Genomic DNA, 26,401 nt, shown 5'->3' with positions numbered 1-26,401 from the left:
AATACATTACTAATACGCCATAAGGCGAGGGTGAAGCCTGGCCTAATTAAAGAGAAAACAACGAAGAAAGGGAGTTCTTGACATGGTGCCGCATAAGAAAAAGCCCTTGCTCGAAACATCGAACAAGGGCTGTACACACGTTTTTTTTCTTAAAGGAATTTGGTCCCGAAAAGCGTGGCTTCCCGAACCCAGACCTCAAGCAATTTCGAATCATCAAACTTGACCACTCCATAGGCCAAATCTTCGACATCCATACCGGGCAGATACATCAGCACAACGACATTCTTTGTCACGCGTCGATGCTCTTTCCACAAGGTTGTCGCAAAATCCTTGAGCGCATCACGCGTGGGTTTTTTGGTCGTGGACACAAAGACTTTCAGGGTGATCCAGGGTTCACCCGCTTGTCTGGTCTCATTTTTTTCCAAAAGACGATATTGATACCCATGCGCCGTCTTGTTCGGCGTGGGGTCCGGTTTTTTTGTCCGGGTGAACTTTGTCCGATCAATGGTGATGGTCTTTGCGGCACCGCCAGATGCGACCGGAGGCGTTGACGATGATGCTGTTGTCTTCCGAGGTGTTGCCACACTGCTCGAAGGAGTTTTTTTCGTCTGAGAGGGAAGAGAAACAGGGCCAACGGACAAGGCCAATTCCTTTGACTGATCTGATGCGACACGCGTCTTCGTCTCCACACGAGATTGCAAAGCAAATCCGATTTCACGTCCTTTGGCAAGAACGAGTTCATTACGCTTGAACACCGCATACCACCCATGTTGCAACAGCCCAACCTGGACGGTTTCGCCCGGCTGCACAGTTCGAGTCACGGACGCCCCGGTGGTCCGGCTGCTGTACACAGTGACAGCGGAAGTTGCGGTCACGAATTTCGATGTCCGACCAGCAACAGGAGCTGACGCGGTCGGACGTTCTTGTTTTCGTGGTGTTTTCAGCGAATCTCCTGCCGAAGAATTGTGCATGACCACCACCGCATCATCTTCAGCAATGGATGGCACGGCCGAAGCCAACGACTGCTTGGTGGCCGGCTTGAAATATTTGGCACTGCTGTAGCCGAGACCATTCAAATTGGAGCGAATCGTTGCATCAGCCGGAAAAACGCGTATCCACTCATCCTCCGGGAAATCGATACGAACATGTGTCCCGGGTTTGAGTGTCGTGACTTTCCTGCTGGATATTTTGGGTTCAACCCGAACATTCAAGGTCCGATCCGTATACACCAACTCGCCCAGGTCCTTGGGTTCATATCGCGTCCGCGTTTTCCGCAGATATTTAACATTGGAATACCCGATAGCGGCCCCTTCGCTTCCATCTGCCGCATTCGGTTCATACACGGCAACCCAACCATGCTGAAGATGCGCAATCCGCACCTTTTGTCCGGGATACAAATTGCCCACCCAAGTCGCCTTGGGCGAACGGGCATCCCGCAAATTCAACGGGCGGTCCGTGTACCGAATTTCACCAAAGGCGTACCCTTGATTCGCCGTCACACAGCACAGGCTCACAAGAGCCAACACCAATATCGTCAATTTTCGCATTGATTCTTCCCTGTTACATCGTCGCATTGAGTTCGCGAATAACCCGATCTGTCAAATCCATAGAGTCAGCCACATACCCGATAATTTCCGGGTCGGTGAGAATCATGGTAAACCCCATTTCCGCAGCAACGGTCCGTAAAAAGGAATCCGCTCGTCGCATGACGAATTGAATAAGGCGTCTTTCCTCACTCTGAATTTCCAAATTACTGTTTTTCACCAGTCGTTCATAGTCACGAACCGCCAAACGCATAGCTTCTTCCATGGACTGCTGTTGTGCCATGGACACCGCTTCTGCCTTCAACTTGTCCTGCAAAGATTCGACGACAGCCAAAGCGTCACGGACACGCCGATCCTTTTCACGCCCCAGTCGGGCCAGATCTTCCTGAGCGATACGGCCGATTTTGGATTCATTGATAATTCGTTGCGGATTGACAAACCCCACTTTGGACGTTTGCGCCAGAGCGGCCCCGCAGACAAGGAGACTCAACCCGAGCACCGCCACGAATACCTTCAAAATTTTCATATGGATCGCTCCCTTGTTAGCTCATATAATAGGATAATATATCCGACAACAGGTGACCTGTCGATCCTTTACAATGTCGTCAACGGATCAAGGTCCAGACTCGTTCGAACGAATCGCACATTCGGATTGGCCGATGTCATCTGTCCGTACAAAGTCCGCACCTTGGCCCAATCATCAGATTTCAACAAACAATTGAAACGCTTGCGACCTCGAAGCATGGACAAAGGAGCCGGAGCCGGTCCCAGGACATCAATGCCCAACTTTCGACTCTGTTCCCGCAAGATGTCACCGAACAACGTCACGGCAGCTGCCCCATCCGAATAGTCGGCAGGGAAATTGATGCGGACCAAGGCCATTCTGGAAAACGGTGGATATTTGAACATGGATCGCCGGGCAATCTCACGATCGAAGAAGCCGGCGTAATCCCCTGTCACCACCTCAGTCCACAAGGGATGTCCGGGATTGCGCGTCTGAATCAGCACCCTGCCGGGATTCTCGCCACGCCCGGCACGGCCTGCGACCTGAACCAACAACTGAAAAGTCCGTTCCGAAGAACGATAGTCCGGCAGATTCAGCCCAAGGTCGCCGTCAGCGACCACAACCAACGTCACTCCCGGGAAATGGTGGCCCTTGGAAATCATTTGTGTCCCCACAAGGACCTGTGCTTCCCGACGGCCAAACGCGCCCAGAATTTCTTCCAGCCGTTCCTGTCGCCTGGTTGCGTCCCGATCAAGCCGCAACACCGTGGTGCCCTCGGGCAATTTTTCCTGCAAGACCTCTTCAAGGCGTTCCGTACCTTCGCCCATGGGGATAAAACTGGTGCCGCCGCACTTTTTGCACGTCAGCGGATAGGAATAGGTCAAGCCACAATAGTGACACACAACCCGTTGCCGATTCTTGTGATAGGTCATCCCCACTTCACATTCGGGACAACGCACGGTTTCGGCACAGTCCACGCAATACATCAGGGGTGCGTAACCTCGACGATTGAGCATGACAATAACCTGATTGCCCGCCTCGACCGTCTCGCGAATAGCGTCTACCGTCTCCGGAGCCAGCAACTTGCCGCCCCCTTTCATATCCGTAATATCAACCAACTCGACACCGGGCAGCACACTGTTACCCACGCGTTCCTTGAGCGTGGACACAGGGATCACCCCCTGACGGGCGGCGTGAAATGTCTTGACGTCCGGCGTGGCTGAACCAAGCAGCAACAAGGCCTTGCTCAAACCGGCCCTGAACCAGGCAACTTCCTTGGCATGATAGGCCAATCGCTCTTCCTGCTTGTAAGACTCATCATGTTCTTCATCCAATACGATCAGACCAAGATTGGAAATCGGTAAAAACAGGGAAGACCGGGTTCCGACCACGAGGACCGGACCCTGTTCACGAGAGACGCTCTTGAATGTCCGCTCCCGTTTCTTGGGACTCTGATATCCGTGATAGAAAAAAACCTGCGCATCCGGGAACCGTTTTTTCACCGTCCGGTAGAGGTGACACGCCAGAGCGACCTCCGGGGCGAGCAACATGACAGAACGGCCATTGGCCAGACTTTGCCGAGCCATTTCAAGATACAAGACCGTCTTGCCACTGCCGGTCACACCGTGGACCAGATGCGGTCCGCCACCGTTTTGCATGGTCGCAGTCATGGAATCCATGGCGATCTGTTGTTCGTCAGTCAAAGTATATTCACAGACATCACCGCACGGATCACCCGCCCCGCCCTCATCCACTTCGGCCAAGGTATCAGCGGTCAATTCTCCAGTGCGGACAATGGACACGCTCTCCAATTTGGCGACCGTGGCCGCAGTCCAATCACCCAAAGCATAGCGCAAGGCGTACAAACTCTGCGGTCCATGTTCCAAAAGATATTCCAGCAACCGAATCTGTCGTTTGGCATTGGGACGCACCGCCCACGGCGGATCTGATTCCAGGGAAACGAACCGCTCTTCGGCTTCCCGTTTGGCATTGACGCGCACCCGCATCCGCCCGGCACACCACAATTCCATAAGCGCCTTTTTATCGGCTTCAGGCATCCGCCCGATTTCCGCAGGTCGCACAGAACCGGGCAACGTGCGCTCAGCCATATGTTTATCAACCCGAAAGGTCACGGCAGCCGTCCGCAGTCCACGAGGCAAGGCAATTTCCAAAATTCGTCCCACATTGACCATTTGCCGGGCCGCAAGATTCACGGCCATATCCACATACTCTTCATTGAAAAGCGGTGTGCGTTCCAACGGCCAGATCATCGATTTGATCGCAACCCCTTTGGGGGCCGCGTCAGCGGGACCAACAACAATGCCCACACGGTGCGATTTGCCAAAAGGAATAATCACCCGCTGCCCAGCAGATAACTCAGGGAAAAAGGAAGGTCGCTCGTAGGTCCACGCTTCATACGGTGGACTGACGAGCGTTACCTGCCATAAATCGGCCATGAATGCCGCCTATCGTCTTGAAGGAATGCGGAAGGAATCCCGCAGAAAATCAAAGGGTGCCGGAGGTTCCGCGCAGGGAATGGGACTCACGGACTCCTTGACATACAGGGCCTTGTCACCCGCGCCATTGACCGCTTTCCATGTGATATTCACTGTAAGAGTCGTCCCGTCCACGGTCACGACACACTGTTGTGGGACACTGTACCCCGCCAGAACCTTATACTTGGAAAAAACCACGGAGGTCAGCCCGACTTCGGTCATATACCGAATCAAAAGCGGCGCACGCGTTTCATTATGCAAATAGATCACTGAGCTGGAAGGATCAGCCGGTTCGGCGCCAAGGATGAAACACGGCGCACCATCATAAAAACCATACCCACGGTCATCAACAGCCACGCCCCACTCTTTCCATGTTTCCACGGGATTGGGGACCAGCCATACAAAAAGCGGAGACAAAGCAAATCCACCGGGAGTACATGCTCCAATGACCTTTTCCCCAAAGCCGACGGCTTCGACAGTGGTTTCAGCCTGCCACTTTTGCCGCCATTGACCACTGGCATACGCAATCTCCACGCGCACCCCAGGGTAGTCGGGAAAGGACATTTCCGCTTCCCAGGAACGCAACGGTCCGTATTTCGCGGTCAACGACGCGCTCAATTCCTCATCGTCCGGAGTAAACGCGGCTCCGGGCACAGCGATCAAAAGGACCAGCAAACAGACAACAACAGCAGCACTCAGTCGGTTCATCATAATTCGGTCCCGGCACAGGGCAACAACTCAAGCAATCGCTTGACCAAATCATCCCTGAGTTCTTCGTCATGCAGTGCAAAATAAATATTCGCGGTCAGGTACTCTACCCAGTCTCCGGCATCGAACCGCTGACCACCCAATTTCACGGCAATGAGCTTGTCCTGATCCGCCAGCCCCTGCAAAGCATCCGTCAACTGGATTTCTCCACCGACACCGGCCTTCTGACTTTCGAGAATATCAAAAATTTCAGGGAGTAAAACGTACCGACCAATGATCGCCAGATTAGACGGCGCATCTTCACGCGCAGGTTTTTCAACCAAATTCGTCACCCGATACGTGCCGTCGTCCAGTTCTTCACCTTTAATGACGCCATATCGACTGACCTTGTCCTCAGGCACTTCGATCACACCGACCACAGCCTTGCCCGTAGCGGACGCAGCACGCAACAATTCACCGATGCCCGTATCCACACCGAACATGAGATCATCGCCCAACATGACGGCGAATGGTTCATTTTGACAAATTTCCCGAGCAGACAAAACAGCGTGGCCGAGTCCAAGCTGTTCCTTCTGGCGCACACCAATGACATTGACAAGCGAAGCAACCCGTTTGACCTCATCAAGCATTTCCTGTTTACCAGCGCGTTCAAGCAACTGTTCCAACAGGAAATTTCGGTCAAAATGGTCTTCGATAATCGTCTTGTTCTGATTGGTAATGAAAACAACATCGGTCAAACCGGCCTCAATCCCTTCTTCAACAATATATTGAACGATGGGTTTACGAAAAATCGGCAACATTTCCTTGGGAACGTTCTTCGTGGCCGGAAGAGATCGCGTGCCCCATCCGGCGACCGGAATGACTGCTTTCTTGATTTTCATGAGACTTTCCTTGAAAAAATTATTTCAAATACTTTTCGCAGGCTTCAGCAATATCACCAGCATACAATTCCACGGTATCGCTATCCGGTCCTTCAACCATGACACGACAGACCGCTTCCGTCCCGGAGTAGCGAAGCAAGACCCGCCCTTTGCCTTTAAGCGCATCTTCGACTTTCCGAACCGCCTTTTGCACTTCGGGCGCGTCACAAAACGAAATTTTCCGGTTCACATGCACATTGCGCAAAATCTGCGGAAACGGTTCGAGCAACCCGGCCAACTCTGACAAGGGTTGCTCCTTTTCCCGCATGAGCCGCAACAATTGCAATGCGGCCAGCAATCCATCGCCAGTGGTGGAATGCTCCATAAAAATCAAATGACCGGATTGTTCACCACCGAGCATGGCCCCTTCGCGACGCATGGCTTCCACCACATACCGATCGCCAACGTCGGTGCGCAACAGCGTGCCGCCATGGTCTTTCATGAACAGCTCAAGCGCCATATTACTCATGACCGTGGACACCAGCATATTCTTGGGCAAGGTCCCTTTTTCCAAAAGCTCCAAGGCCGACAAAGCCATGATCTGGTCACCATCCAGAATACGCCCTTTTTCATCGCACACGATCAGCCGATCCGCATCGCCATCCAAAGCAATACCCATATCGGCCCTTTCCTCGATGACAGCACTGGAAATGACTTCCGGATAGAGCGAACCACATTTCTGATTGATATTCAACCCGTTCGGCTTCACGCCAATCCGAACAACGTCCGCACCCAGCTCTTCCAAAACCTTGGGTGCAACACCATAGGCCGCTCCATGCGCGCAATCCAAAACAATCTTCATGCCGTCCAGGGTCAATCGCTGTGAAAAACTATTTTTCAAATACACGATATATCGACCCGGTGCATCGGTAATCCGTTTCGCACGACCAACGTCTTCGGCAGCGGGATAATCCCATTGTGTGTCCTGATTGAGCACCAATTCGCTGATCTCGTCTTCAACCTCATCTGGAAGCTTGAAACCGTGCCGATCAAAAAATTTGATCCCATTATCCATGAACGGATTATGTGACGCGGAAATGACCACACCCAAATCGGCCCGCATATTCCGGGTCAAAAAAGAAATGGCGGGAGTCGGCATGGGGCCGACCAGAAAAACATCCATTCCATTGGCGCATAGTCCACTGGTCAAAGCCGTCTCAAAGACATAGCCGGACAGCCGGGTATCCTTACCGATAACCACACGATGACGCTTGGAACCATTTCGAAAATATTGTCCGGCGGCCAGACCAAGCCTCAACGCAATTTCCGGTGTCATGGGAAATATATTGCCCTGCCCTCGCAGGCCATCAGTCCCGAAAAGCCTCTGCTTCATGGAGAACTCCAAACCGTTGCCCAACCGGCAACTTATTGCTTTTTCATATGAGTTTTCACGGTTTCCGGATTCTTTTTGACAATCCGGCAACCGTCAGGAAGTAGAACATCGTACTCCAAATTCAAGGAGCCGGGTGCGACTTCGCTCCCGAACAACAAATTGACAACGATATCCTTGCGATATTCATCATCACGGAAAAGGAAAATCGGTCCTTCGATTAATAACCGAACAAATTTCTGTGAAACCGAGACCTTATACCCTTCAGGGGCCTGCACTTCAAGCGGAACCTTGACCCATATTTGACGGGTTTGCGGACCAAAAAACGCTTCGACACGAACTTGGCCCGGGGATGCTTCTATCTCTGGAGCAAGTTCGATTCCCACATCTTCGGCCCACGACGACGGGACATCATCGGGAAAATCCTCTTTCATGACCGCTCGGGCCTTGGTGAGCTTACGCAATATGGTTTCCGGCCCTCGAACAACCACACGATTGGGGACCGCGACCACTTCCTGCAAGCTGTAATCAGAATTGAGATCGCCCGACCAGACCGCTTCCACTTCAATATCCTTGGTAATCCGCCGATCAACCTTCAAATTCAATCGATTGGGTTTGACCTCAATGATCTCATAGGTACTCGGCAAAGGAATATTGGACGCATCGATATCCACGACCTGCGCCCCGATTTTCAAGGTGCTGACATCCACATGGTATTGAATATTCTGATTCGCCAGGTTGCCGACAAGCCCCTTGGGACCCCGCAGTCGCACCTGAATCTTGTCAACAAGCCCATCTTCAATAATAAGCCCTTCTGGAGGATTCGTCATCACAACTGGCATATCAACCCACGATTCAACGACTTCCCGGCCTGTCACCAGAAACCAGGTAAACAGAGCCAATGCAAGAGCAAGTATCGCGGTTTGCCAGTTCTTCATATTACCGTCCAAGTGCATTTCTCAGCACACGCATCAGTCGAACTTCGTCCAGACTGGTTGTCAAACGCCCATTCATGGCCACCGAGACTTCGCCCCGTTCTTCGGACACGACCACAGTGATGGCGTCTGACCCCTCACTGATGCCGAGCGCGGCCCGATGTCGCGTCCCGTACATGGGCTGCCCTCGCAGCTTGCTAGACAATGGCAAAATACATGCGGCAGCAACAATTCGATCCCGCCGCACGATAACTGCCCCATCATGCAACGGTGTATCCGGCACAAAAATGGTTTCTATCAATTCCGTATTCACCTTGGCATCCAGCTCGATTCCCCGTTCGATGATATCACCCAACGGCATATTCTTCTCGATGACAATAATCGCCCCGGTACTCCGATGGGACATACTCATCACCGCACGAACCAATTGCTCCAGCGTATCATCCCGAACCTGAGATTTGGTCCAGAACCGCCTGGTGCCAACACTGGCAAGGGCCTTGCGAATATCCGTCTTGAACAAAATAACAACGACAAGAAAGATGGAGGTAAGAAATTCCCCAAGCAGGGCATTCAAAGTGTACAGATTAAATAAATCAGACACATAATAGACCACCAAGACAACAACCAGACCGTACAGCACAGCAGCGGCTCTCGTCCCGCGAACAAGCACGATAAGATTGTAATAGATAAAAGCGACCAGCCCAATATCGAGCATGACGCGCCAGGTGATTTGAATGCCGAAAAGTTCAAACATATCTTTAACTACGCTAATTCTCGAACAATGGTCAATGTTTGATGTGTCTGCGCAACTTCATGCACACGGTGAATGGGAACACCCTTGGCCGCAAGCATGGCCGTGGCCGCCTGTGTGGCGTTCTGTCGCTCCCCGACCGGCAATCCGAGCAAACCTTGCCACAAAGATTTGTTGGATAACCCCATATACACGGGAAATCCCATGTCCATTATACGATCGATCTCACGCAAAATCGTCAGGTTATGCTCCAAATTCTTGCCAAAACCAATACCGGGATCAAGCGTCACCCGATCCATGGGTAGCCCGGCTTTATCGAGCAAGTTCAACCGTTCTTCAAAAAAAGCGATCAGTTCACCGACCACATCCGAATACCGTGGTTCATCCTGCATATCTTCGGGTTTGCCAAGAGAGTGCATCAGCACATACCCGGGCTTATATTCTCCGATGACATCAAGCAATTCCGGCTCAAACCGAAAGGCTGAAACGTCATTGAGAATATCTGCTCCGGCCTCCAAAGCCTTGGCAGCAACCGTGGCCTTGTAGGTATCCACGGAAATCACTGTCTCGGGAAGTGCTTCGGCCAACCCTCGAATCACCGGAATGACCCGGTTCAGTTCCTCGGCCTCCGAAACCTTATCAGCATACGGACGGGTGGATTCTCCCCCCACGTCCAGCATGTCCGCTCCTTGCCGAGCCAATTCAAGGCCGTGTGTCACACCGGCCAAGGTATCACTATGCGTCCTGCCATCATAAAAGGAATCAGGCGTTACGTTGACTATACCCGCAATAAAAAAGGGGGCAGGTCCCAAGACCTTGCCCCCCTTCAATGTCCATGTCGTATCACTCATCGTCACTTCAAATCGATTATTGGACGTTTTTGTCTCCGCCATTTTTACCGGGTTCATCGGCGGAATCATCATCTTCAAGAATGAAATCATCACCCTTGTCCTCAGGCTCTTCACTGACAGGACGGTACCCGGGACCGCCTGCATCTGTTCCACGGCCTTCAGCAGTATACCCATCGGCTGTACTGGATGATGCCGAATTCCGAGACGAACCATTGGACTCTTCCATGGGCGGCAACTCCTTGCCATCCATCAACAGATCAATGTCAGCCCCGGTAATAGTTTCACGTTCCAACAGGGCCATGGCAATAGCTTCCAAGGCTTCCCCGTTGTTCTTGAGCAGCTCGGTCGCATTTTCATAGGCTTCGTCCACAAACCGTCGAACTTCGGAATCAATCAACTTGGCGGTGTCTTCACCGTATTCCTTGTTATGAATCAATTCCTTGCCTAAAAAAACCTGTTCCTGATTGTCACCAAAACTCATGGGACCAAGCTTTTCGGACATACCCCACATGCAGACCATATTCCGAGCCGTTTTTGTCGCCCGTTCAATGTCGTTGCTCGCACCCGTGGTCAACTGATCGAGCACCAGCTCTTCAGCGACACGGCCACCCATGAGAACAGCCATCGTATTCCGCAGGAATCCTTTGGAATAGTTATGCCGATCTTCACCAGGCAACTGCATGGTCACACCAAGCGCGCGACCTCGTGGAATAATGGATACCTTGTGAACCGGATCGGTCCCGGGCAACAGTTTTGCCACCAGAGCATGACCCGCCTCATGATAGGCAGTAGTCCGTTTTTCCTCGTCAGAGAGGATCATGGACCGACGTTCACGTCCGCCCATCATGACCTTGTCCTTGGCTTCCTCGAAATCATCCATGTCCACCCGGTCTTTGCCGAGCTTGGCCGCACCAAGGGCCGCCTCGTTCACCAGGTTTTCAAGGTCGGCACCGGAAAAACCGGGCGTTCCTCGGGCAATGATTTCCAGATCAACCTCTGAAGACAACGGCGTCTTGCGGCTATGAACCTTGAGAATCCGTTCGCGTCCTCGAAGATCGGGATTGGGCACGACCACCTGACGGTCAAAACGTCCGGGCCGCAGCAAAGCGGGGTCCAGTACGTCGGGACGGTTGGTCGCCGCGACCAGAATAACGCCTTCGTTGGATTCAAAGCCGTCCATTTCAACGAGCAACTGGTTCAAGGTTTGCTCACGTTCATCGTGACCACCACCAAGACCCGCGCCACGTTGACGACCAACGGCATCGATTTCATCAATAAAAATCAAGCAGGGAGCGTTCTTCTTGCCTTGTGCAAACAAATCACGCACTCGGCTGGCACCAACACCCACGAACATTTCCACAAAATCCGAACCGGAAATGGAAAAGAATGGGACTCCGGCTTCACCGGCAACGGCACGCGCTAGCAGGGTTTTACCCGTACCAGGACCACCCACCAGCAACACCCCTTTGGGAATACGCCCACCAAGACGAGTGAATTTGCGAGGTTCACGCAAAAAATCCACAATCTCAGACAGCTCTTCCTTGGCCTCGTCCACGCCAGCCACGTCTTCAAAGGTGACCTTGGCGGTCTCCTCATTGATAAGACGGGCCTTGGAACGGCCAAAACTCATGGCTCCACGGCCACCGCCTCCGCCGCCCTGCATCTGGCGCATAAAGAAAATCCAGACGCCAATGAGCAAAAGCATGGGGAACCAGGACAAAAGCATCGTCAAATACCAGGGGGACTCCTCGGGCGGCTCCGCGTTGACCTCAACACCCTTTCCTATGAGTGTATCAATCATCTTGGGATCATCCGGGGCATAGGTCTGGAACTTTTCGCCGGATGTCTTGGTGCCAACGATCTTGGGTCCCTGGATTTTGACTGTTGCAACGCTTCCACTGTCAACCATTGCCAGGAATTCGCTATAGGACGGCACATCCTTAGGCACGGGCGGTTGATTGAAAAGGTTAAACAGGACAACCATCAACACAAAGATGATAGCCCAAATAACAAGATTTTTCATATGGTTGTTCAAAGGAGATTCCTCCGTATAGTCTCAGATACAATCCGCTAAGAGTGCGGACTCATTATCACTGTCACTACGATGCAGGATTAAGAATAATGTTCCTGCATGAAAAATCAAGAGATACAGGGAAAATTCCCTTCATTTCATCTGTTACACCGATTTGGTCCACGCTTTCAAGGCCTTAATCTGCACCGCCACGGACGCGGGACCAGTTCCGCCTGGAGACGTTCGCCGTTCGATGGCAGTCGCATAATCCAACACGCCAAAGACATCCTCTCCGATATCCTTGGAAAAATGATGCAAATCCGAAAGAGCCAAATCCTCGATACCACATCCTTCCTGCTCCGCATGAGCGACCACAGCACCGGTAATGTGATGCGCCTCGCGAAAAGGAATACCTTTGGCAGCCAAATAATCAGCCAACTCGGTAGCGTTCAAAAAGCCACGTTTGACGGTGGCCGCCATGTTTTCCGGCACGAATTCGATCTGCTTGAACATATCGGCCATAATCGCCAACGATGCCGAAACAGTCTTGTCCGCGTCAAAAAACGGCTCCTTGTCCTCCTGCATGTCCCGATTATACGTCATGGGCAAGCCCTTGATAAGCACGAGCAGCCCCATCAGGGAGCCGACAACACGCCCGGTCTTGCCACGCATGATTTCACAGGCGTCAGGATTCTTTTTCTGAGGCATGATGGACGAACCAGTGGAATACTGATCCGGTAACTTCACATACCCGAAATTCGGATTGGCCCAGATGATGATTTCTTCACACATCCTGGAAAGATGCGTCATGACAAGGCTCCCGGCAAACACGGCCTCAAGCACAAAGTCACGATCGGACACTGCATCCATGGAATTGGCAAAAATGGTGTCGATTCCCAAATCATCAGCCACGGCCTGCGGATTCACCGGATGCGTGGTCCCGGCCAAAGCTGCGGCCCCCAGCGGCATCACACGGACACGCTTGAGGCAGTCGGTCACCCGCTCATGATCACGCTTGAACATCTGGCAATAGGCCAACAGATGATGCGCCAGACTCACAGGTTGAGCGGGTTGGAAATGGGTACACCCGGGAAGCATGGTCTCCCGATGCTCCTCGGCGCGTGCGACAAAGACCTCGACCAGCGCGGCCAATGCCTGCTGCCATTCAGCCAGACGCGTCGCCACATGAAGCCTGAAATCAAGGGCCACCTGATCGTTCCGGCTCCGTGCGGTGTGCAATTTACCGCCCAATGGACCGATGATTTCGGTCAGCCGGGATTCGATGTTCATGTGGACATCTTCCATCTCGGTCTTCCAGACAAAATCACCGGATTCGATCTCGGCCTTGACCTGATCCAGACCATCACACAAGATTTTGGCCTCGTCTTCGGTCAAGAAACCCTGTTTGGCCAACACGCGAGCATGGGCCTGCGATCCTCGGATATCCTCGGCATAGAGGCGACGGTCATAGGACACGGATTCGGAATATGCTTCCATGGAAGCGGCGGTTCCTTCTGCGAACCGCCCGCCCCACATTTTTTTATCTGCCATATAATTTACTCGCAGGATTCTTCGGACTCTTTGCCGCCCCATTTGAACTGCTGCATCCGACCCTTGAGCCTGAGGCCAACCAGCTTGATAAAGCCTTCGGCATCGGCCTGATCGTACACATAATCCTCCTCGAACGTCGCCAGTTCCGGACTGTACAGGGAGAACGGAGACTTACGACCCAACGGAACGCAATTGCCTTTGTACAATTTAACCCGAACGGTTCCGGTGACTTTCTCTTGAGACTTGTCGATCATGGCCTGCAAGGCTTCGCGCTCAGGCGAGAACCAATATCCATAATACACCATTTCGGCATATTTTGGAATCAGGCTGTCACGCAGATGCATCATTTCACGATCCATGCACAACCCTTCAAGGTCGCGATGAGCAGCGGCCAGAATGGTGCCACCCGGGGTTTCATACACGCCACGGGACTTCATGCCCACGAAACGGTTTTCCACCATATCGACACGGCCAATACCATGCTTGCCACCCAACTGATTGAGTTTGGCCAGCAAGGCTGCCGGAGAATATTTCACGTTATTGATGGCAATGGGATCACCGGCTTCGAAATCAATGGAGATCTCTTCCGGTTCATCCGGGCACATCTCAGGCGGCGTGATATTCCGATAACAGTCCGGGCCGGGAGCGTTCCACGGATCTTCCAACTCGCCACCTTCAAACGAGGTATGCAGCAGGTTGGCATCGATGGACCAGGGTTTCTTCCGGCTAACCGGAATGGAAATCCCGTTTTCCCGCGCAAAATTCATGAGATCGGTCCGCGACTTCAGGTCCCATTCACGCCATGGGGCAATGGTCTGCAACCGGGGATTCAAGGCCATGGTGGCCAGTTCGAAACGGACCTGGTCGTTGCCCTTGCCAGTCGCACCATGCGACACGGCCTGCGCACCTTCCATTTCCGCAATTTCGACCATGCGTTTGGAAATCAACGGACGGGCAATGGCGGTACCAAGCAGATACCGGCCTTCATACAAAGCATTGGCACGGAACATGGGGAAGACGTAATCCCGCACGAACTCTTCGCGCATATCTTCCACGTATGCCTTGACCGCACCCGTAGAAAGCGCCTTTTCTTCAATGCCGTCCATTTCTTCGCCCTGACCAAGGTCGGCGGTCATGGTAACGACTTCGCAATCATAGTTGGTTTTGATCCATTTCAGAATAATGGAGGTATCCAACCCTCCGGAGTAGGCCAGAACGACCTTTTCTATCTTGTTCATTCTCTTAATCTCTCTTCTCTCAATTATGAATAAATCCATTCAAGAATGGCTTTTTGCATGTGCAATCTGTTTTCGGCCTGGTCCCAGACAATGGATGCCGGGCTTTCAAAAACAGTTTCCGAAACTTCCTCACCCCGATGGGCTGGCAGGCAATGCATGAACTTGGCGTCATCAGCGGCTTTGGCCATCAAATCTGTGGTCACTTCAAATCCGGCAAATGCGGCTTCCCGCTTTTTCTGTTCGTCTTCCTGCCCCATGGAGGCCCAGACGTCCGTATTCACATAGTGCGCACCACGCACGGCTTCGGCCGGGTCACGCACCAGCGTCACCTTGGCCCCTGCATTCACACCCACGTCCAGCAACGCCGGATCAGGCTCGTATCCTTCAGGACAGGCAACAACCAATTCATAGCCAAATGTCGCAGACCCATTAATAAAGGAATGCACCATGTTATTGCCATCTCCGACCCAGGCGACCTTGAGGTCTTCCAACTTCGGAGTCCGCTCATACATCGTCAACATATCCGCCATGATCTGACACGGATGGTACTCGTCTGTCAGGGCGTTAACTACCGGGATATCACCATATTCGACCAGGGTTTCCAACTTCTCCTGGCCGAATGTTCGCACGATGAGACCGTCCGCAAATCGGGAAAGAACCCGTGCGGTATCTTTCAATGGTTCGCTGCGTCCCAGCTGTGAGTCCCTGGCTGTAATAAACACGGGGTCACCACCGAGTTGACGCACGCCCACCTCAAAGGACACGCGGGTCCTGGTGGATGCTTTTTCGAAAACCAAAAGCACGGTCTTGCCGGCCAAGAGATCGGTACGAACGTTGTTGTCCTTCATCTCTTTTGCCCGAAGCAACACCTGCTTGGCCTCATCCCTGGGGATGTCCAGAATAGTCAAAAAATGTTTGGGCATCGTACATTTTCTCCATCTCGATTGCCATTTATAGTGAAAGAGTCGGAGTGTGTCCCATATCATTATGAATGTAAAGGAATTTGGGGGAACGATATTAGACAGAAAATGGCGTGACACCACGGTCTGCGGCCCATGATGTCATCACAATACATTTCTTTTCGTCACCGGATCAAACCACCCTCATCCACCCTGACGACACGACTGGCGACACGAACCACAGTTCAGCCATTCTCCAGGCCAAGGAAAGAGGCCTCAGAACGGTCATCCTCTGAATGAAAAAAACGCGCTCAATACATAATTTCTGCCAGCGAAAGAAGAAAAAACTCAATGTTCCTTGAGCCATTCATAGAATTGGCTGAGGCTCAGACTCCGGCTTGCAGGACCGCTTCGGACGTAGAATTCTTCACCCTTTTTCATATCCAACAACGCTGGCGTCGGGGCTGGGACACAGTGAATCCGCAAGATATCCACTCCGTGCACCTGAATAATCGCCGTATCAATGTACCGAGTGAATTCAGGACCGACATGCTGATTGACCAAATTGTTAAAATGGAGCAAGGCGTGATCCGACGTCCCGAACTTGTCTTCCTCGAATCCGGCGATAGTCCCGTCATCGGCCACCCCGACCAAGAGAGTTCCGCCATCGGAGTTCATGAAAGCAGACACGGTTTTCAGACTGGCATGTTCTATTTCACGTCCATTTTTCCCGGACTTCAAATTGAATCGCAATGTCTGTTTGAATTCCAACCGTCCACTCTCCCCGGACGCGACCAAATCAAGCACATCCGCCTCGGTTACCGCTGCTTCCCGCCGCAATCCGAGCGCCTCGATCCGGCTGCGATTTCGATGCAAAATAAACAGCATCAAAGCCGCGATAAGAATCAAGGCAGTCGCTCCGCCCTGCAAGAATGAATCACTGGTCAAGGTTGAAACCACGTTGGCCCGAGGGACAACCACCCCGAGGGACATGGTATCTCCAAAGATGGACAGCGGCAGTGCGTAGGTCCACCAGACCTCACGCTCATAAACAAACGAAAGCGGGGTTTCCGGCACCGTTCCCAAAGCCGCCAAATCAGAAACGGCTCTGGCAATAACCGGATCAGCAATTTCCGAAGCAGACAGGGAGCGAGTTGTGGGGTCGACAGCTCGTCCTTCGACACCCAATCCAGCCACAGGGAGGGCAGTCCCATCATTCCAATACAAAAAGACCCGTTCGGCTCCGCCTCGTTCTGCGCCCCCGAGCTGAGAGACCACCCCGGACACGGGAAAGGCAAAGGACACCATAACTTTGCTGCCCTGCTCGGTCTCCATCAACGAAGAGGCGGACACCAATGATTCCCGAGCGTTAAACGCTTGGCTGGCACTACGCCAATTCACTTCACCGGGTTTGAGATAAGCGAATTCATCGGCCAAGACCTGATCGACGGCGGCCCTGTCGATATTCCATCCGCTAAAGGCTGTATCTGTTGACCCGTCACTCTTGAAAAGCGTCCATGTCATGGGGGTCGAATGGTCTTCGCCCGAAAGGACTTCAACAATCCCCTGACCATGTCGGGCAAGCATGTATCGCATCCCCTGACCATCACTGACCAACACCGCTTTCACCGATGAATGTTTCTCGAAAAGATCTCGAAATTCCTTGCGTAACGCCTTTGGCTTCAGACTGGACAGGGTGCCGTCGCTCATTTCATCGTTGGAATTTCTCACGGCATTGAGCAGCACGGTCACCGCACCGGACAAACCACGGGCCGAACTCTCCACGGCAACCACAGCTGCATCCTGCCGGATTTCACGCACGCCCCAATACGCCAGGGCACCCACCGCAGCCACAACGAAGATAACACCTGAAAAAACGAGTCGATACAATTCCTTACCACGTATGTGTCTTCGTCGTGCCATGCTCATTCTCCGATATCGTTTGTCCCGTATTGCAAAAGTATCATGTCAACCGCGCCATCCGTCAGGTCAAACATCGCTTCACCGTGGTCGAATCCCGCCAAATGCAACAATCCATGCGCCAACAATCGCGCCAGATGTTCCAAAGGCTGTTGACCATACAAAAAAGTCTCCCGCGCCAGGGTATCCACAGACAACATCAGTTCTCCCAGAGAATCCTCGTCGTCCATACCGCTCATCATGGCTTCCCCATCCGAATCAGGAAAGCTCAAAATATTGGTCGGCCCCGTGCAGCCAAGGAACGTCGCATTCACCCCAGCAATTTCACGATCATCGACCAATGTCAGGGAAAAGGTTCGCCCTTCAAGCCCCAAGACATCCAGAAGCATCGCACACACCTCACGCAACTCCCTTTTAGACAAAGGGAATTGCGGATCGAGTTGCACCCTGCTGACAAGCCTGACCGCATCGTTCATGGCTATTGTCCGCTTCCTTCGTGTGCGTCATAGGCATGGACAATCCGTCCAACCAACGGATGCCGAATGACATCGTGCTCATTGAACGTGATAAACCGCACCCCGGACACACCGTCCAGAACCTTTCGCGCTTGAAGCAGGCCGGACTTGGCATGAATCGGCAAATCGATCTGCGTCACGTCGCCCGTGATAACGGCCTTGGACCCAAATCCCAGACGGGTCAAAAACATTTTCATCTGTTCAGGAGTCGTGTTCTGCGCTTCATCGAGAATAATAAATGCATCATTGAGTGTGCGCCCGCGCATGAAGGCCAGCGGTGCGATTTCGATCACCCCGGATTCCTGATAATCCTGCACCTTAGCGAAATCGAGCATGTCGTGCAGAGCGTCATACAGAGGACGCAGATACGGATTGATTTTTTCGGTCAAATCCCCGGGCAAAAATCCGAGTTTTTCACCGGCCTCAACGGCTGGTCGAGTCAAGATAATCCGTTTGACTTCCCGACGAACCAACGCACCCACGGCCATGGCAACAGCCAAATAGGTCTTGCCGGTCCCGGCCGGACCAATTCCAAAAGTCATATCCGAATCCCGAATGGCATCCAGATATTCTTGCTGCGTCAAGGACTTTGGAGAAACAGTCCGTTTACCGGACGTCGCATACACATTGCCCTTGAAAATTTCACCGATGTCCGCAGACGGCTGCCGTTCAAGGATACGACAGGCAAAATCCACATCCTGGGGATACACGGATTTTCCTTTCTGAATCATGGCATACAGTTGGGACAAAACCTGGGCAGCCAGACTGGCCTTGGCTTCATCTCCATCTGACGCACCAATAATCACCGTGTTCCCACGGCTTCCCAAAGTCACACCAATTCGTTCACCAAGCAGTTTGAGATGTTGATTGTGCGGCCCAAACAACTGACTTGCCATATGGCCGTTATCAAATTCGAGTTTCGTGGAAGACAGAATCTTTTCCTCCGATTAATCTTTGTTTCGCAGAAACATCCATTGGCAGGCTCTGCGTTCAAGAAAATTTGCTATTTCGTACAGGGCTGCGCCCATCAGGCTCATACCCAGAATGCCGGAAAACATGGTCAAATAATCCATGGCCCCCCACGCATCCATTATCATATATCCTAGCCCTCGTGTGGTGGCAAAAGATTCCACAAAGAAGAGCACGGCCACGGCCACCCCGGTTCCCAGTCGCAATGCGGTAAATCCATGAGGCAGAGCCGCCGGAAGCAGCACCTCCCGCAAGACATCCAGATGCGACCCACCCAAGGAACGAACGGAATCGTAATATTTCGGGTGAATGGAGCGAACGCCATCCCGGGTCGTCACCAATATCTGATACCCGAGAATCAATCCGATCATGGCAATCTTCGCAGTATCACCCAATCCCAACAAGAGAAGAAATACCGGCAGCAGCACGATTTTCGGAATGGGGTAGGTCAAGAAGACAAACGGAGCAAGCACGGCGTCAACACGTTTCATGCTGCCCATTATCAACCCCAGCGGAAAGGCTGTTATCCATGCCAACAGCATGGCCATGACCGCCCGATATCCGCTGACGAAAAAATGTTCCCAGAAAATCCCCGTGGTCATGGCCTCTAAAAAGGCCCGAAGCGCATCTTCCGGGTGCGGAAGAATAATCCCACCCATACCAATCGCAGCAAATTTCCACAAAATGCCGACCACAAGGACCACAAGGCCATATCGAAGACAGGCTTTGAACAGGCTTACCATAGATCCTCCACGGTATGCCGCAACTTCTTGAGCAGGGAAAAACATGCTTCGGTATCCCGAATGGATTCATCCCCGAAGCCGGGATTGTCAAAAACCGCCACGGGACTGGCCGGACGGCCGGACATGACCATGATCCGCTTGCCGAGCACCACGGCTTCTTCAAGCGAATGGGTCACCAGCACAAAGGGAACCTTGCGCACCTTCCAGACTTCAAGCAATGCCCGTTGCAATCGTTCCCGGGTCAAGGCATCCAACGAAGAAAACGGCTCATCCAGCAACATCAGCCGAGGCTTGGTGACAAAGGCGCGGGCAATGGCCACCCGCTGCTGCTCCCCACCACTCAACCCGGCAGGATAATCCTCTTCACGGCCAAGAATCCCCACCTCGGTCAACTGTTTCCGAGCCAGGGAAAGTCGTTCGCTCCGGCCCATCCCCTGAATTTTCAGGCCAAGGGCCACGTTATCAATCACATTTTGCCACGGTAACAAACCGTAATCCTGTAAAATAATCGAAATATCCGACGAAGGGCCATCGACCTGACGTCCCTCAAGCAAAATCCGTCCGGTATCCGGTGTGGTCAACCCACTCAACAGGTACAACAACGTGGTCTTACCGCACCCTGACGGTCCCACCACAGCCAAGGTCTCCTCCTGCCCAAGGGTGAAGGAGACATGTTCGAGAACGGCCTGGCCGTTGTATGATTTTCCGAGATTCTCAGCCTGTAACATATGCTAAGGGAGAATCGGGGACAACGCGGTTTCATCTGGAACCTTGGAGGTCAGCAGCCCCTTGGCCACCATCCAGGTTTGCACCTCATCCAATTCTACAGCCGACGGCAGAGAAGGCATGGGATATGGATACATCGGGAATTCGGCCATGAGCGGCTTGGGAATACGGCAGGTCTGTGCCATGAGTGACCGATACTTTTCCGGAGTGTCATGCAATCGCTGCACGGCTTCCTTGTACGCGGCGATGAACTTGCCATAGCTCTCGGCATTATCCGCAAAATACGAATCATGAAGACACAGCACTGTCAACGGCACATTGAGCTGTTCCGCCGTCGCAAGCTGTCCGCCCCCCTTGAGTCGGGCCAAGGACAACAGTGGTTCGGGCAACAATGCGCTATCAAGCTGATTGGTCATGAGCATCTGGAGACGAATGGGAATTTTCTTGATTTCAAGCAGAGAAAAATGCCGTGAATCCGCGCCAAGCTGCTGTTCCATTTTATCGGCAAGAAATTCCATGACCGACGATTTTGACAGGCCCAAGGTCCGCCCTTTCATGGCCGCAAAATCCAAGTCCTTGTTGGCTGGAGACAAGGCAATGCCAAACATGGGAAATCCGGGAGTCGTGCGCCACGATGTCAGGGCAATACGCATAGGCACCCCCTGATTGATGAGCAGATAAGTCGCAACAAGATCACCAAAATATCCATCCAACTGTCCGGCCTGCATGGCGGTATCCCGCTCAAGCGCAGACGCGAACTGAATCAATTCCATATCAATGCCATGTTTTTCAAACAGCCTGTCCTGCACCCCCACCTGCAACGGTAAGGTATCGATCACAGGGAGAATCCCGAATCGGATATGGACAGGCTCCGCTTGGGCAATCCCGCTAAACGCGAATATGAAAACCATGATGGCCAGAATCTTTCTCATTCCATTTCCCCTTCATTTTATTGGCTATGCAATGAACATGCACTGCATAAGAAAGAAAAGCGGAACGGTCAACAACCGCTCCGCTTTTTCATGGAATCAGAAACGCCGACAGCGCCCTCTTCCCTTTTTACCAACAACGGTTATATCCTTCCACTGAAATCAGCCCAAGGCTATACCCTTCGCAATCTAAAAGCACACACTTAATGCGTTTGCGCATGGTCGTGGTCATGATTATGGTTATGTCGTCGAATACAACTCCACCCGACCAGGACCAGCGTGATCACAGCGGACGAAACTCCCACCCAATGAGGCAAAATCTCTGAGACTTCACCAACCACAGCGGTGATATCCAACCCAAGCGCACTATACAGCATATCCGTTGCCCAGGCCAACGCCAGAGAACACACGACAATGGACACGACATACATCCCTGCCGCCCGTTTTCCCAATGTCTTGAGCATAACCGTGATCGTCGCTCCGTTGGTCGCAGGACCGGCCAGCAAAAAAACCAATGCCGCCCCCGGAGACAATCCTTTTAACAACAGGGAGGCCGCAATTGGAGTGGATGCCGTAGCGCAAACATACAAGGGCAAAGCCACGACCAACATGACAAGATAGGATAAAAAACCTGTTCCAACATATTGATCCAACGCATCAGCCGGAACGATCGCCGAAATGATACCAGCAATCACCACGCCAATCAGCAACCAACGACCGATGTCGGCAATCATTTCACCAAAGGCATACTGCATTCCCACCCGAAACCGGGCGACAACGCCGGAAGCCGCTGGCACATCACATTGGTCTCCACTGCACCCGCACCCGCCAGATCCGCACCCCGTAACCGGCGCCGCGATGTGGGCCATGGGCAAAGGCTCTTCCTTGTCCGGAAACGCATTGACCAGCACTCCGGCAAAAACTGCGGTGATGGACGCTGCAACTGGACGAATCACAGTCATAATGGGATCGATGAGCGCATAGGTAACGGCCATGGAGTCCACGCCGGTTTCAGGTGTGGAAATCATGAAAGCCGTAGTCGCCCCTTTACTCGCGCCCTGTTTACGAAGACCCAACGCCGTGGGCAACACGCCGCAGGAACACAAGGGCAACGGAACGCCGACAATCGCAGCCTTGAAAATCGACCCAACAGACTTTTTCCCGAGATGCCGCGCCATATATTTGTCAGGCACAAATCCCTTGAGCAATCCTGCCACAAAAAAACCAAACAAAAGATAGGGGCCAGCCTCAACCAGAACGCCCCAGGACGCGTCAAGAATGTGCAGTGTTGTCTCTATCATAGTTATCTCTTCTCAATCGTTAAAACATTCATACATGAGTAAATATTCATAGGATTTAATAAAAAAAAGAGGACAGGGCATCTCAACCCTGTTCTCTGACATGTTCAAGCCCTTGCTTGACCAGATTACGCACATGGTCATCGTCCAAAGAATAAAAAACGTTCTTTCCTTCCTTACGATACCGCACGAGCTTGGCGGCCCGAAGCAAACGTAATTGGTGCGAGATGGCAGACTGGGACATATCCAGAACCTCGGCCAACGCACACACGCACAACTCCCCCACGGACAAGGCGTACAAAATACGAACACGCGTATAATCGCCAAGCGCCTTGAAAAGTTCCGCGAGAAAAAGGAATTCTCTTTCCGACAGCATCTTTTCTTTGGCCATGGCCACATTTTTTTCGTGTTGTTCCGTGTTGCTACATGCCATATTGGACATAATTTGCCTCACATGAGTAGTTGTTCATCTGTAGTTAGAATACGGTCTGCCCTCCACTTTGTCAAGGCTCTTGAGGTGCGACAAAAAAACGGTTCCCGATGAACGTGTTTCACCGGGAACCGCTGTCTTTCAAGAACAGATTTTGTTAACCAAGGCCAAGTTTGCTCAAGGTCAATTGTTTCCGTGCCGAAGCTTCCAATATTTCAACAATCAATTCACTGTTGTCCAAGCCAGCACTCCTGACTTCCGCAAGGAGTGTCGCCACGATCTTTTCCTGTGCGAGATAGCTGAAAAGCACATCACGAACATCCCGTAACTCGACCAGATGGTCAGCCCACCCCATGCCTTCCTGATACAACATTTTTGCGGAAACAAAGGACGCCAGCAAAGCGAGTTGATGGCCTCGGGGAAGATCATTCACAATTCGATCCCTGTATTTTTCCGCAAACACGGCCGGGCAATAGGATAACAGGACCTCTGCCAACTCGGGATCAGCCGCCACGGTCTCCACGGATTCATCCAGAACCCGGGCCACTCTATCGGCCAATGAATTGATTGATTCGGACAATTCAAACGACAATTCCGTGATAGTTCGGTTCCCACCGGCCAGCTTGAATTCACGCATCAGAACTTGCGCCTCGTCCCGAGCGCGTTCCCGCAGAATTTCAATCAACTGGGCAACATACTCGTCTTTGATTTCAAGGAATTCTTCCTCGTTGAGCACCAACCCAGCCAGGATTTCATAGGAAGAACAGATGACGCCAGTCTTATTCGCAGACGGTCCGGGCACGGCCAAGACTCCGGCCTTTTCCATTTCTGCACGAGCCTCTGTTGAAATGAAGATATTCGCTCCTTCCACCAGTCCTCGGGCGGACGGCGTGCCATCCTTTTGCAAGAACTCCTTCCAGTTCGACATATTGATCGTATCTGGCCGTCCACCTGACGGAATAAAGATATCGGCCACCGCCGTATTGTGGAGCGTATTGCGGATACGGGTACCATCAGGCTCGTCCGTTGAGACCACAAAGGCGCCCTCGCCCGTCAATTTCGACGGATCAAAATCAGCGGTCTTGTACTCTCCATCCATCAACCGAAGCAATTCCGCATGGTCCATTCCATCCGGGTCATACACCGCACCATGTCCATCGGTCATGGCCACAATCTGTGCATTCGCACCATAGTCGCGCATCAGGAACCGCATGACGTTGGACGCCACGTCACCAGCCGGACCGCCGGTGATCTTGACCGTAAAAGATTCGTTTTTTGGATCAATGCCCAACGTGCGCAACAGTTCATCGGCAAAGACAATGACCCCTTCGGAAGTCACGCCATATTCCTTGTGCGCAATACCCGCACCCGGCTTTGAACTCATGAAGGCACTCGGCCATTTGTACCCGCGCTGCTGTGCTCGCGCTGCGATCCACCGAATATGATCGGGGGTAATATTCTCATCCGGGCCAAGGAAGATGATCTCTTCACGATTCAGATAATCCACGATACGCGGCTGGACAAATCCGTCTGTTCCCTCGGGGATAATCAACAAATCCAGCAACGAATCAACCATGGATTTCACGGCCAGATCAATATCACCATCCGGGCCGAGCAGAATGACGGCCTTGGACCCGCCCTCCGGGATATCCTTATTCTTGAACTGTTGTGCCGACGCGAGTTTGGTCACTTCGTCAAAAAGCCTGTTGGATTCCACCTCGAATCCTTCCTGGCTCCACGTCCGGACCACACGAACCCCGCCACGCGCCGTATCGCGATATCGCACCTGAAAACCGAAGCTGTACGGACCGTGAAAACAATAAATACCAAATGGCCGTTCGCTCCGAGGCATCGGAGCCAAAATCAGCGGATCAAGACGGAAACTCAATCCGAGTTTGTGTTCCAGATAATAATTTGTCCGCACCGTATAACGGAAGAATTTATAGATATATGTCAAGATATCCCGGTGAATGGAATTCCCGACATCCCGAATCGCGGCCCGGGCAATGGTCCGTTTCTCAGCCATGTATGGCTGCCGATCACCAATAAAATCAGGATCGAAACGGGCCTCGAAATAATCAAACAATTTTTGGGCAACGTCCCGGTGTTTCAAAAGGACATAAACAATCCGGTCGGACGTGTACGCATGGAGATTTTTCTTAATCAAGAACTGATGCGCAAATTCACCCGCGGCCTGCATCAGCATGACCTGTTCCAATTCCCATCCTTCTTCATATGCCAGAGCTTCCAATCCATGCGGGGCAAACCATTTGGTCATCTCAAGCTGCCGTTTCAGACGCAACCATTGTTCACCAGATTCATCCAAATCAATCCGCTGTGTATCCAGATAAAAACTCATGATCGCCACAGGCGGTTTGTCTCCGCGATCGAATTGATCGGAGTACGCCCGGTCAACAGGGATCTTTTCGCGGGCAAACACATTGACGACACGTAACAACAATGCGGTTCTCGGCGGGTTGGCCATGGCGATACTGATCCGGTCAAACCCGGAATGGACCCCTTTTTCCAACAGGACCTGAACCCGTTCCTGGCTTTCCACACACCCACAGGTGCTGAAATGTCGCAATGCCCGACCTGGTTCAAATTTCTCGATATAATCTTCACTCACGGAACCAATGAAGTTGCTGAATTCACCACCATCGCCTCCACCAAGGTCTACCACGCCCTCGCGAACCAGTCCCATCACGTCCTTGACGGATTGCGCGTCCGCATCACACGCAGGTTGCGGCCCGAAAACAAACGTATCAAGGCGCAATGAATCATCATGGCTCGCATAAATACGAGCGATCTGAATATCCTTATCACGGTATCCCTTGAGAACCCCGGCCAGGGCGTCCATATCTCCGCCCGGAGTGAGATGTGTCACCTTTGTTCCACACGGACTGCGCAAGGCCAAAGACTGTTTTTCCTTACGGACCATCCCTGAAAGCAGTGCTCTGACATGTGCCAATTGTTCTTCTTCGCCATGGGTAAGGAAGTAGTATTCGGGCATATTCTCGTAGAACCACGGGATAACATCCGAAGCCGACTCTTCAAGTCTGTCCATGACCTTTTTCTGAACAATTGTCGGATCAACGGTGATTTTTTCGCTCATTCTGCATCTCCATTAGAT

The 26,401-nt window shown here is 52.3% G+C and carries 22 protein-coding genes; all 22 read right to left on the bottom strand.

Annotation, left to right across the window (positions count from 1 at the left end):
- Positions 1-149: 149 nt before the first annotated feature.
- The gene (locus GO013_RS08045; protein ID WP_163809958.1) at positions 150-1,547 is read right to left on the bottom strand and encodes an SH3 domain-containing protein; all 1,398 of its coding nucleotides are present in this window, start codon (positions 1,545-1,547) and stop codon (positions 150-152) included.
- Positions 1,548-1,560: 13 nt separating this feature from the next.
- A complete protein-coding gene (locus GO013_RS08040; RefSeq protein ID WP_163809956.1) occupies positions 1,561-2,070 on the bottom strand; it encodes an OmpH family outer membrane protein in 510 nt (169 codons plus the stop codon).
- Between the two features lie 68 nt (positions 2,071-2,138).
- On the bottom strand, positions 2,139-4,505 hold the full coding sequence (gene priA, locus GO013_RS08035) for a primosomal protein N' (protein WP_163809953.1): 2,367 nt from the start codon (positions 4,503-4,505) through the stop codon (positions 2,139-2,141).
- A gap of 9 nt (positions 4,506-4,514) precedes the next feature.
- The gene (locus tag GO013_RS08030) at positions 4,515-5,255 is read right to left on the bottom strand and encodes a hypothetical protein (RefSeq protein ID WP_239057788.1); all 741 of its coding nucleotides are present in this window, start codon (positions 5,253-5,255) and stop codon (positions 4,515-4,517) included.
- A complete protein-coding gene (gene galU, locus GO013_RS08025) occupies positions 5,252-6,133 on the bottom strand; it encodes a UTP--glucose-1-phosphate uridylyltransferase GalU (RefSeq protein WP_163809952.1) in 882 nt (293 codons plus the stop codon). The genes GO013_RS08030 and galU overlap by 4 nt, the downstream gene beginning before the upstream one ends.
- Positions 6,134-6,152: 19 nt before the next feature.
- Positions 6,153-7,505, bottom strand: a complete 1,353-nt coding sequence (glmM, locus tag GO013_RS08020; protein ID WP_163809950.1) for a phosphoglucosamine mutase — start codon at positions 7,503-7,505, stop codon at positions 6,153-6,155.
- A gap of 32 nt (positions 7,506-7,537) precedes the next feature.
- A complete protein-coding gene (locus GO013_RS08015) occupies positions 7,538-8,440 on the bottom strand; it encodes a CdaR family protein (RefSeq protein ID WP_163809948.1) in 903 nt (300 codons plus the stop codon).
- A 1-nt stretch (position 8,441) separates the two neighbouring features.
- Positions 8,442-9,191 (bottom strand): diadenylate cyclase CdaA, encoded by a 750-nt coding sequence (cdaA, locus tag GO013_RS08010; protein ID WP_163809946.1) that lies wholly within the window; start codon positions 9,189-9,191, stop codon positions 8,442-8,444.
- Positions 9,192-9,199: 8 nt separating this feature from the next.
- Complete coding sequence (folP, locus tag GO013_RS08005; RefSeq protein WP_163809944.1) at positions 9,200-10,039, bottom strand: dihydropteroate synthase; 840 nt, start codon at positions 10,037-10,039, stop codon at positions 9,200-9,202.
- A 16-nt stretch (positions 10,040-10,055) separates the two neighbouring features.
- Positions 10,056-12,074 (bottom strand): ATP-dependent zinc metalloprotease FtsH, encoded by a 2,019-nt coding sequence (gene ftsH / locus GO013_RS08000; protein ID WP_163809943.1) that lies wholly within the window; start codon positions 12,072-12,074, stop codon positions 10,056-10,058.
- A 141-nt stretch (positions 12,075-12,215) separates the two neighbouring features.
- Complete coding sequence (argH, locus tag GO013_RS07995) at positions 12,216-13,601, bottom strand: argininosuccinate lyase (RefSeq protein ID WP_163809941.1); 1,386 nt, start codon at positions 13,599-13,601, stop codon at positions 12,216-12,218.
- A 5-nt stretch (positions 13,602-13,606) separates the two neighbouring features.
- Positions 13,607-14,839 (bottom strand): argininosuccinate synthase, encoded by a 1,233-nt coding sequence (locus tag GO013_RS07990; protein WP_163809939.1) that lies wholly within the window; start codon positions 14,837-14,839, stop codon positions 13,607-13,609.
- A 23-nt stretch (positions 14,840-14,862) separates the two neighbouring features.
- Positions 14,863-15,762, bottom strand: a complete 900-nt coding sequence (gene argF, locus GO013_RS07985; RefSeq protein ID WP_163809937.1) for an ornithine carbamoyltransferase — start codon at positions 15,760-15,762, stop codon at positions 14,863-14,865.
- 324 nt (positions 15,763-16,086) lie between these two features.
- Complete coding sequence (locus GO013_RS07980; RefSeq protein WP_163809935.1) at positions 16,087-17,661, bottom strand: ATP-binding protein; 1,575 nt, start codon at positions 17,659-17,661, stop codon at positions 16,087-16,089.
- A 2-nt stretch (positions 17,662-17,663) separates the two neighbouring features.
- Entirely contained in the window at positions 17,664-18,134 is a 471-nt protein-coding gene (gene ybeY / locus GO013_RS07975; RefSeq protein ID WP_163809933.1) for an rRNA maturation RNase YbeY, read from the bottom strand.
- Between the two features lie 2 nt (positions 18,135-18,136).
- The gene (locus GO013_RS07970; protein ID WP_163809931.1) at positions 18,137-19,069 is read right to left on the bottom strand and encodes a PhoH family protein; all 933 of its coding nucleotides are present in this window, start codon (positions 19,067-19,069) and stop codon (positions 18,137-18,139) included.
- A gap of 51 nt (positions 19,070-19,120) precedes the next feature.
- The gene (locus tag GO013_RS07965; RefSeq protein ID WP_163809929.1) at positions 19,121-19,885 is read right to left on the bottom strand and encodes an ABC transporter permease subunit; all 765 of its coding nucleotides are present in this window, start codon (positions 19,883-19,885) and stop codon (positions 19,121-19,123) included.
- The gene (locus GO013_RS07960) at positions 19,879-20,613 is read right to left on the bottom strand and encodes an ABC transporter ATP-binding protein (protein WP_163809927.1); all 735 of its coding nucleotides are present in this window, start codon (positions 20,611-20,613) and stop codon (positions 19,879-19,881) included. Before GO013_RS07960 ends, GO013_RS07965 begins: the two co-directional genes overlap by 7 nt.
- 3 nt (positions 20,614-20,616) lie before the next feature.
- Positions 20,617-21,543: an ABC transporter substrate-binding protein gene (locus tag GO013_RS07955; protein WP_163809925.1), complete on the bottom strand. Its 927-nt coding sequence runs from the start codon at positions 21,541-21,543 to the stop codon at positions 20,617-20,619.
- 200 nt (positions 21,544-21,743) lie between these two features.
- A complete protein-coding gene (locus tag GO013_RS07950) occupies positions 21,744-22,841 on the bottom strand; it encodes an SO_0444 family Cu/Zn efflux transporter (protein ID WP_163809923.1) in 1,098 nt (365 codons plus the stop codon).
- An 82-nt stretch (positions 22,842-22,923) separates the two neighbouring features.
- The gene (locus GO013_RS07945) at positions 22,924-23,280 is read right to left on the bottom strand and encodes a metalloregulator ArsR/SmtB family transcription factor (RefSeq protein ID WP_163809921.1); all 357 of its coding nucleotides are present in this window, start codon (positions 23,278-23,280) and stop codon (positions 22,924-22,926) included.
- 145 nt (positions 23,281-23,425) lie between these two features.
- On the bottom strand, positions 23,426-26,383 hold the full coding sequence (locus GO013_RS07940) for an NAD-glutamate dehydrogenase domain-containing protein (protein WP_163809919.1): 2,958 nt from the start codon (positions 26,381-26,383) through the stop codon (positions 23,426-23,428).
- Positions 26,384-26,401 lie beyond the last annotated feature (18 nt).

It is taken from the genome of Pseudodesulfovibrio sp. JC047 (genome assembly GCF_010468615.1).
Classification (GTDB): domain Bacteria; phylum Desulfobacterota; class Desulfovibrionia; order Desulfovibrionales; family Desulfovibrionaceae; genus Pseudodesulfovibrio.
Note: the sequence above shows the minus strand (reverse complement) of the source record. Positions and strands in the feature narration are given on the sequence as shown.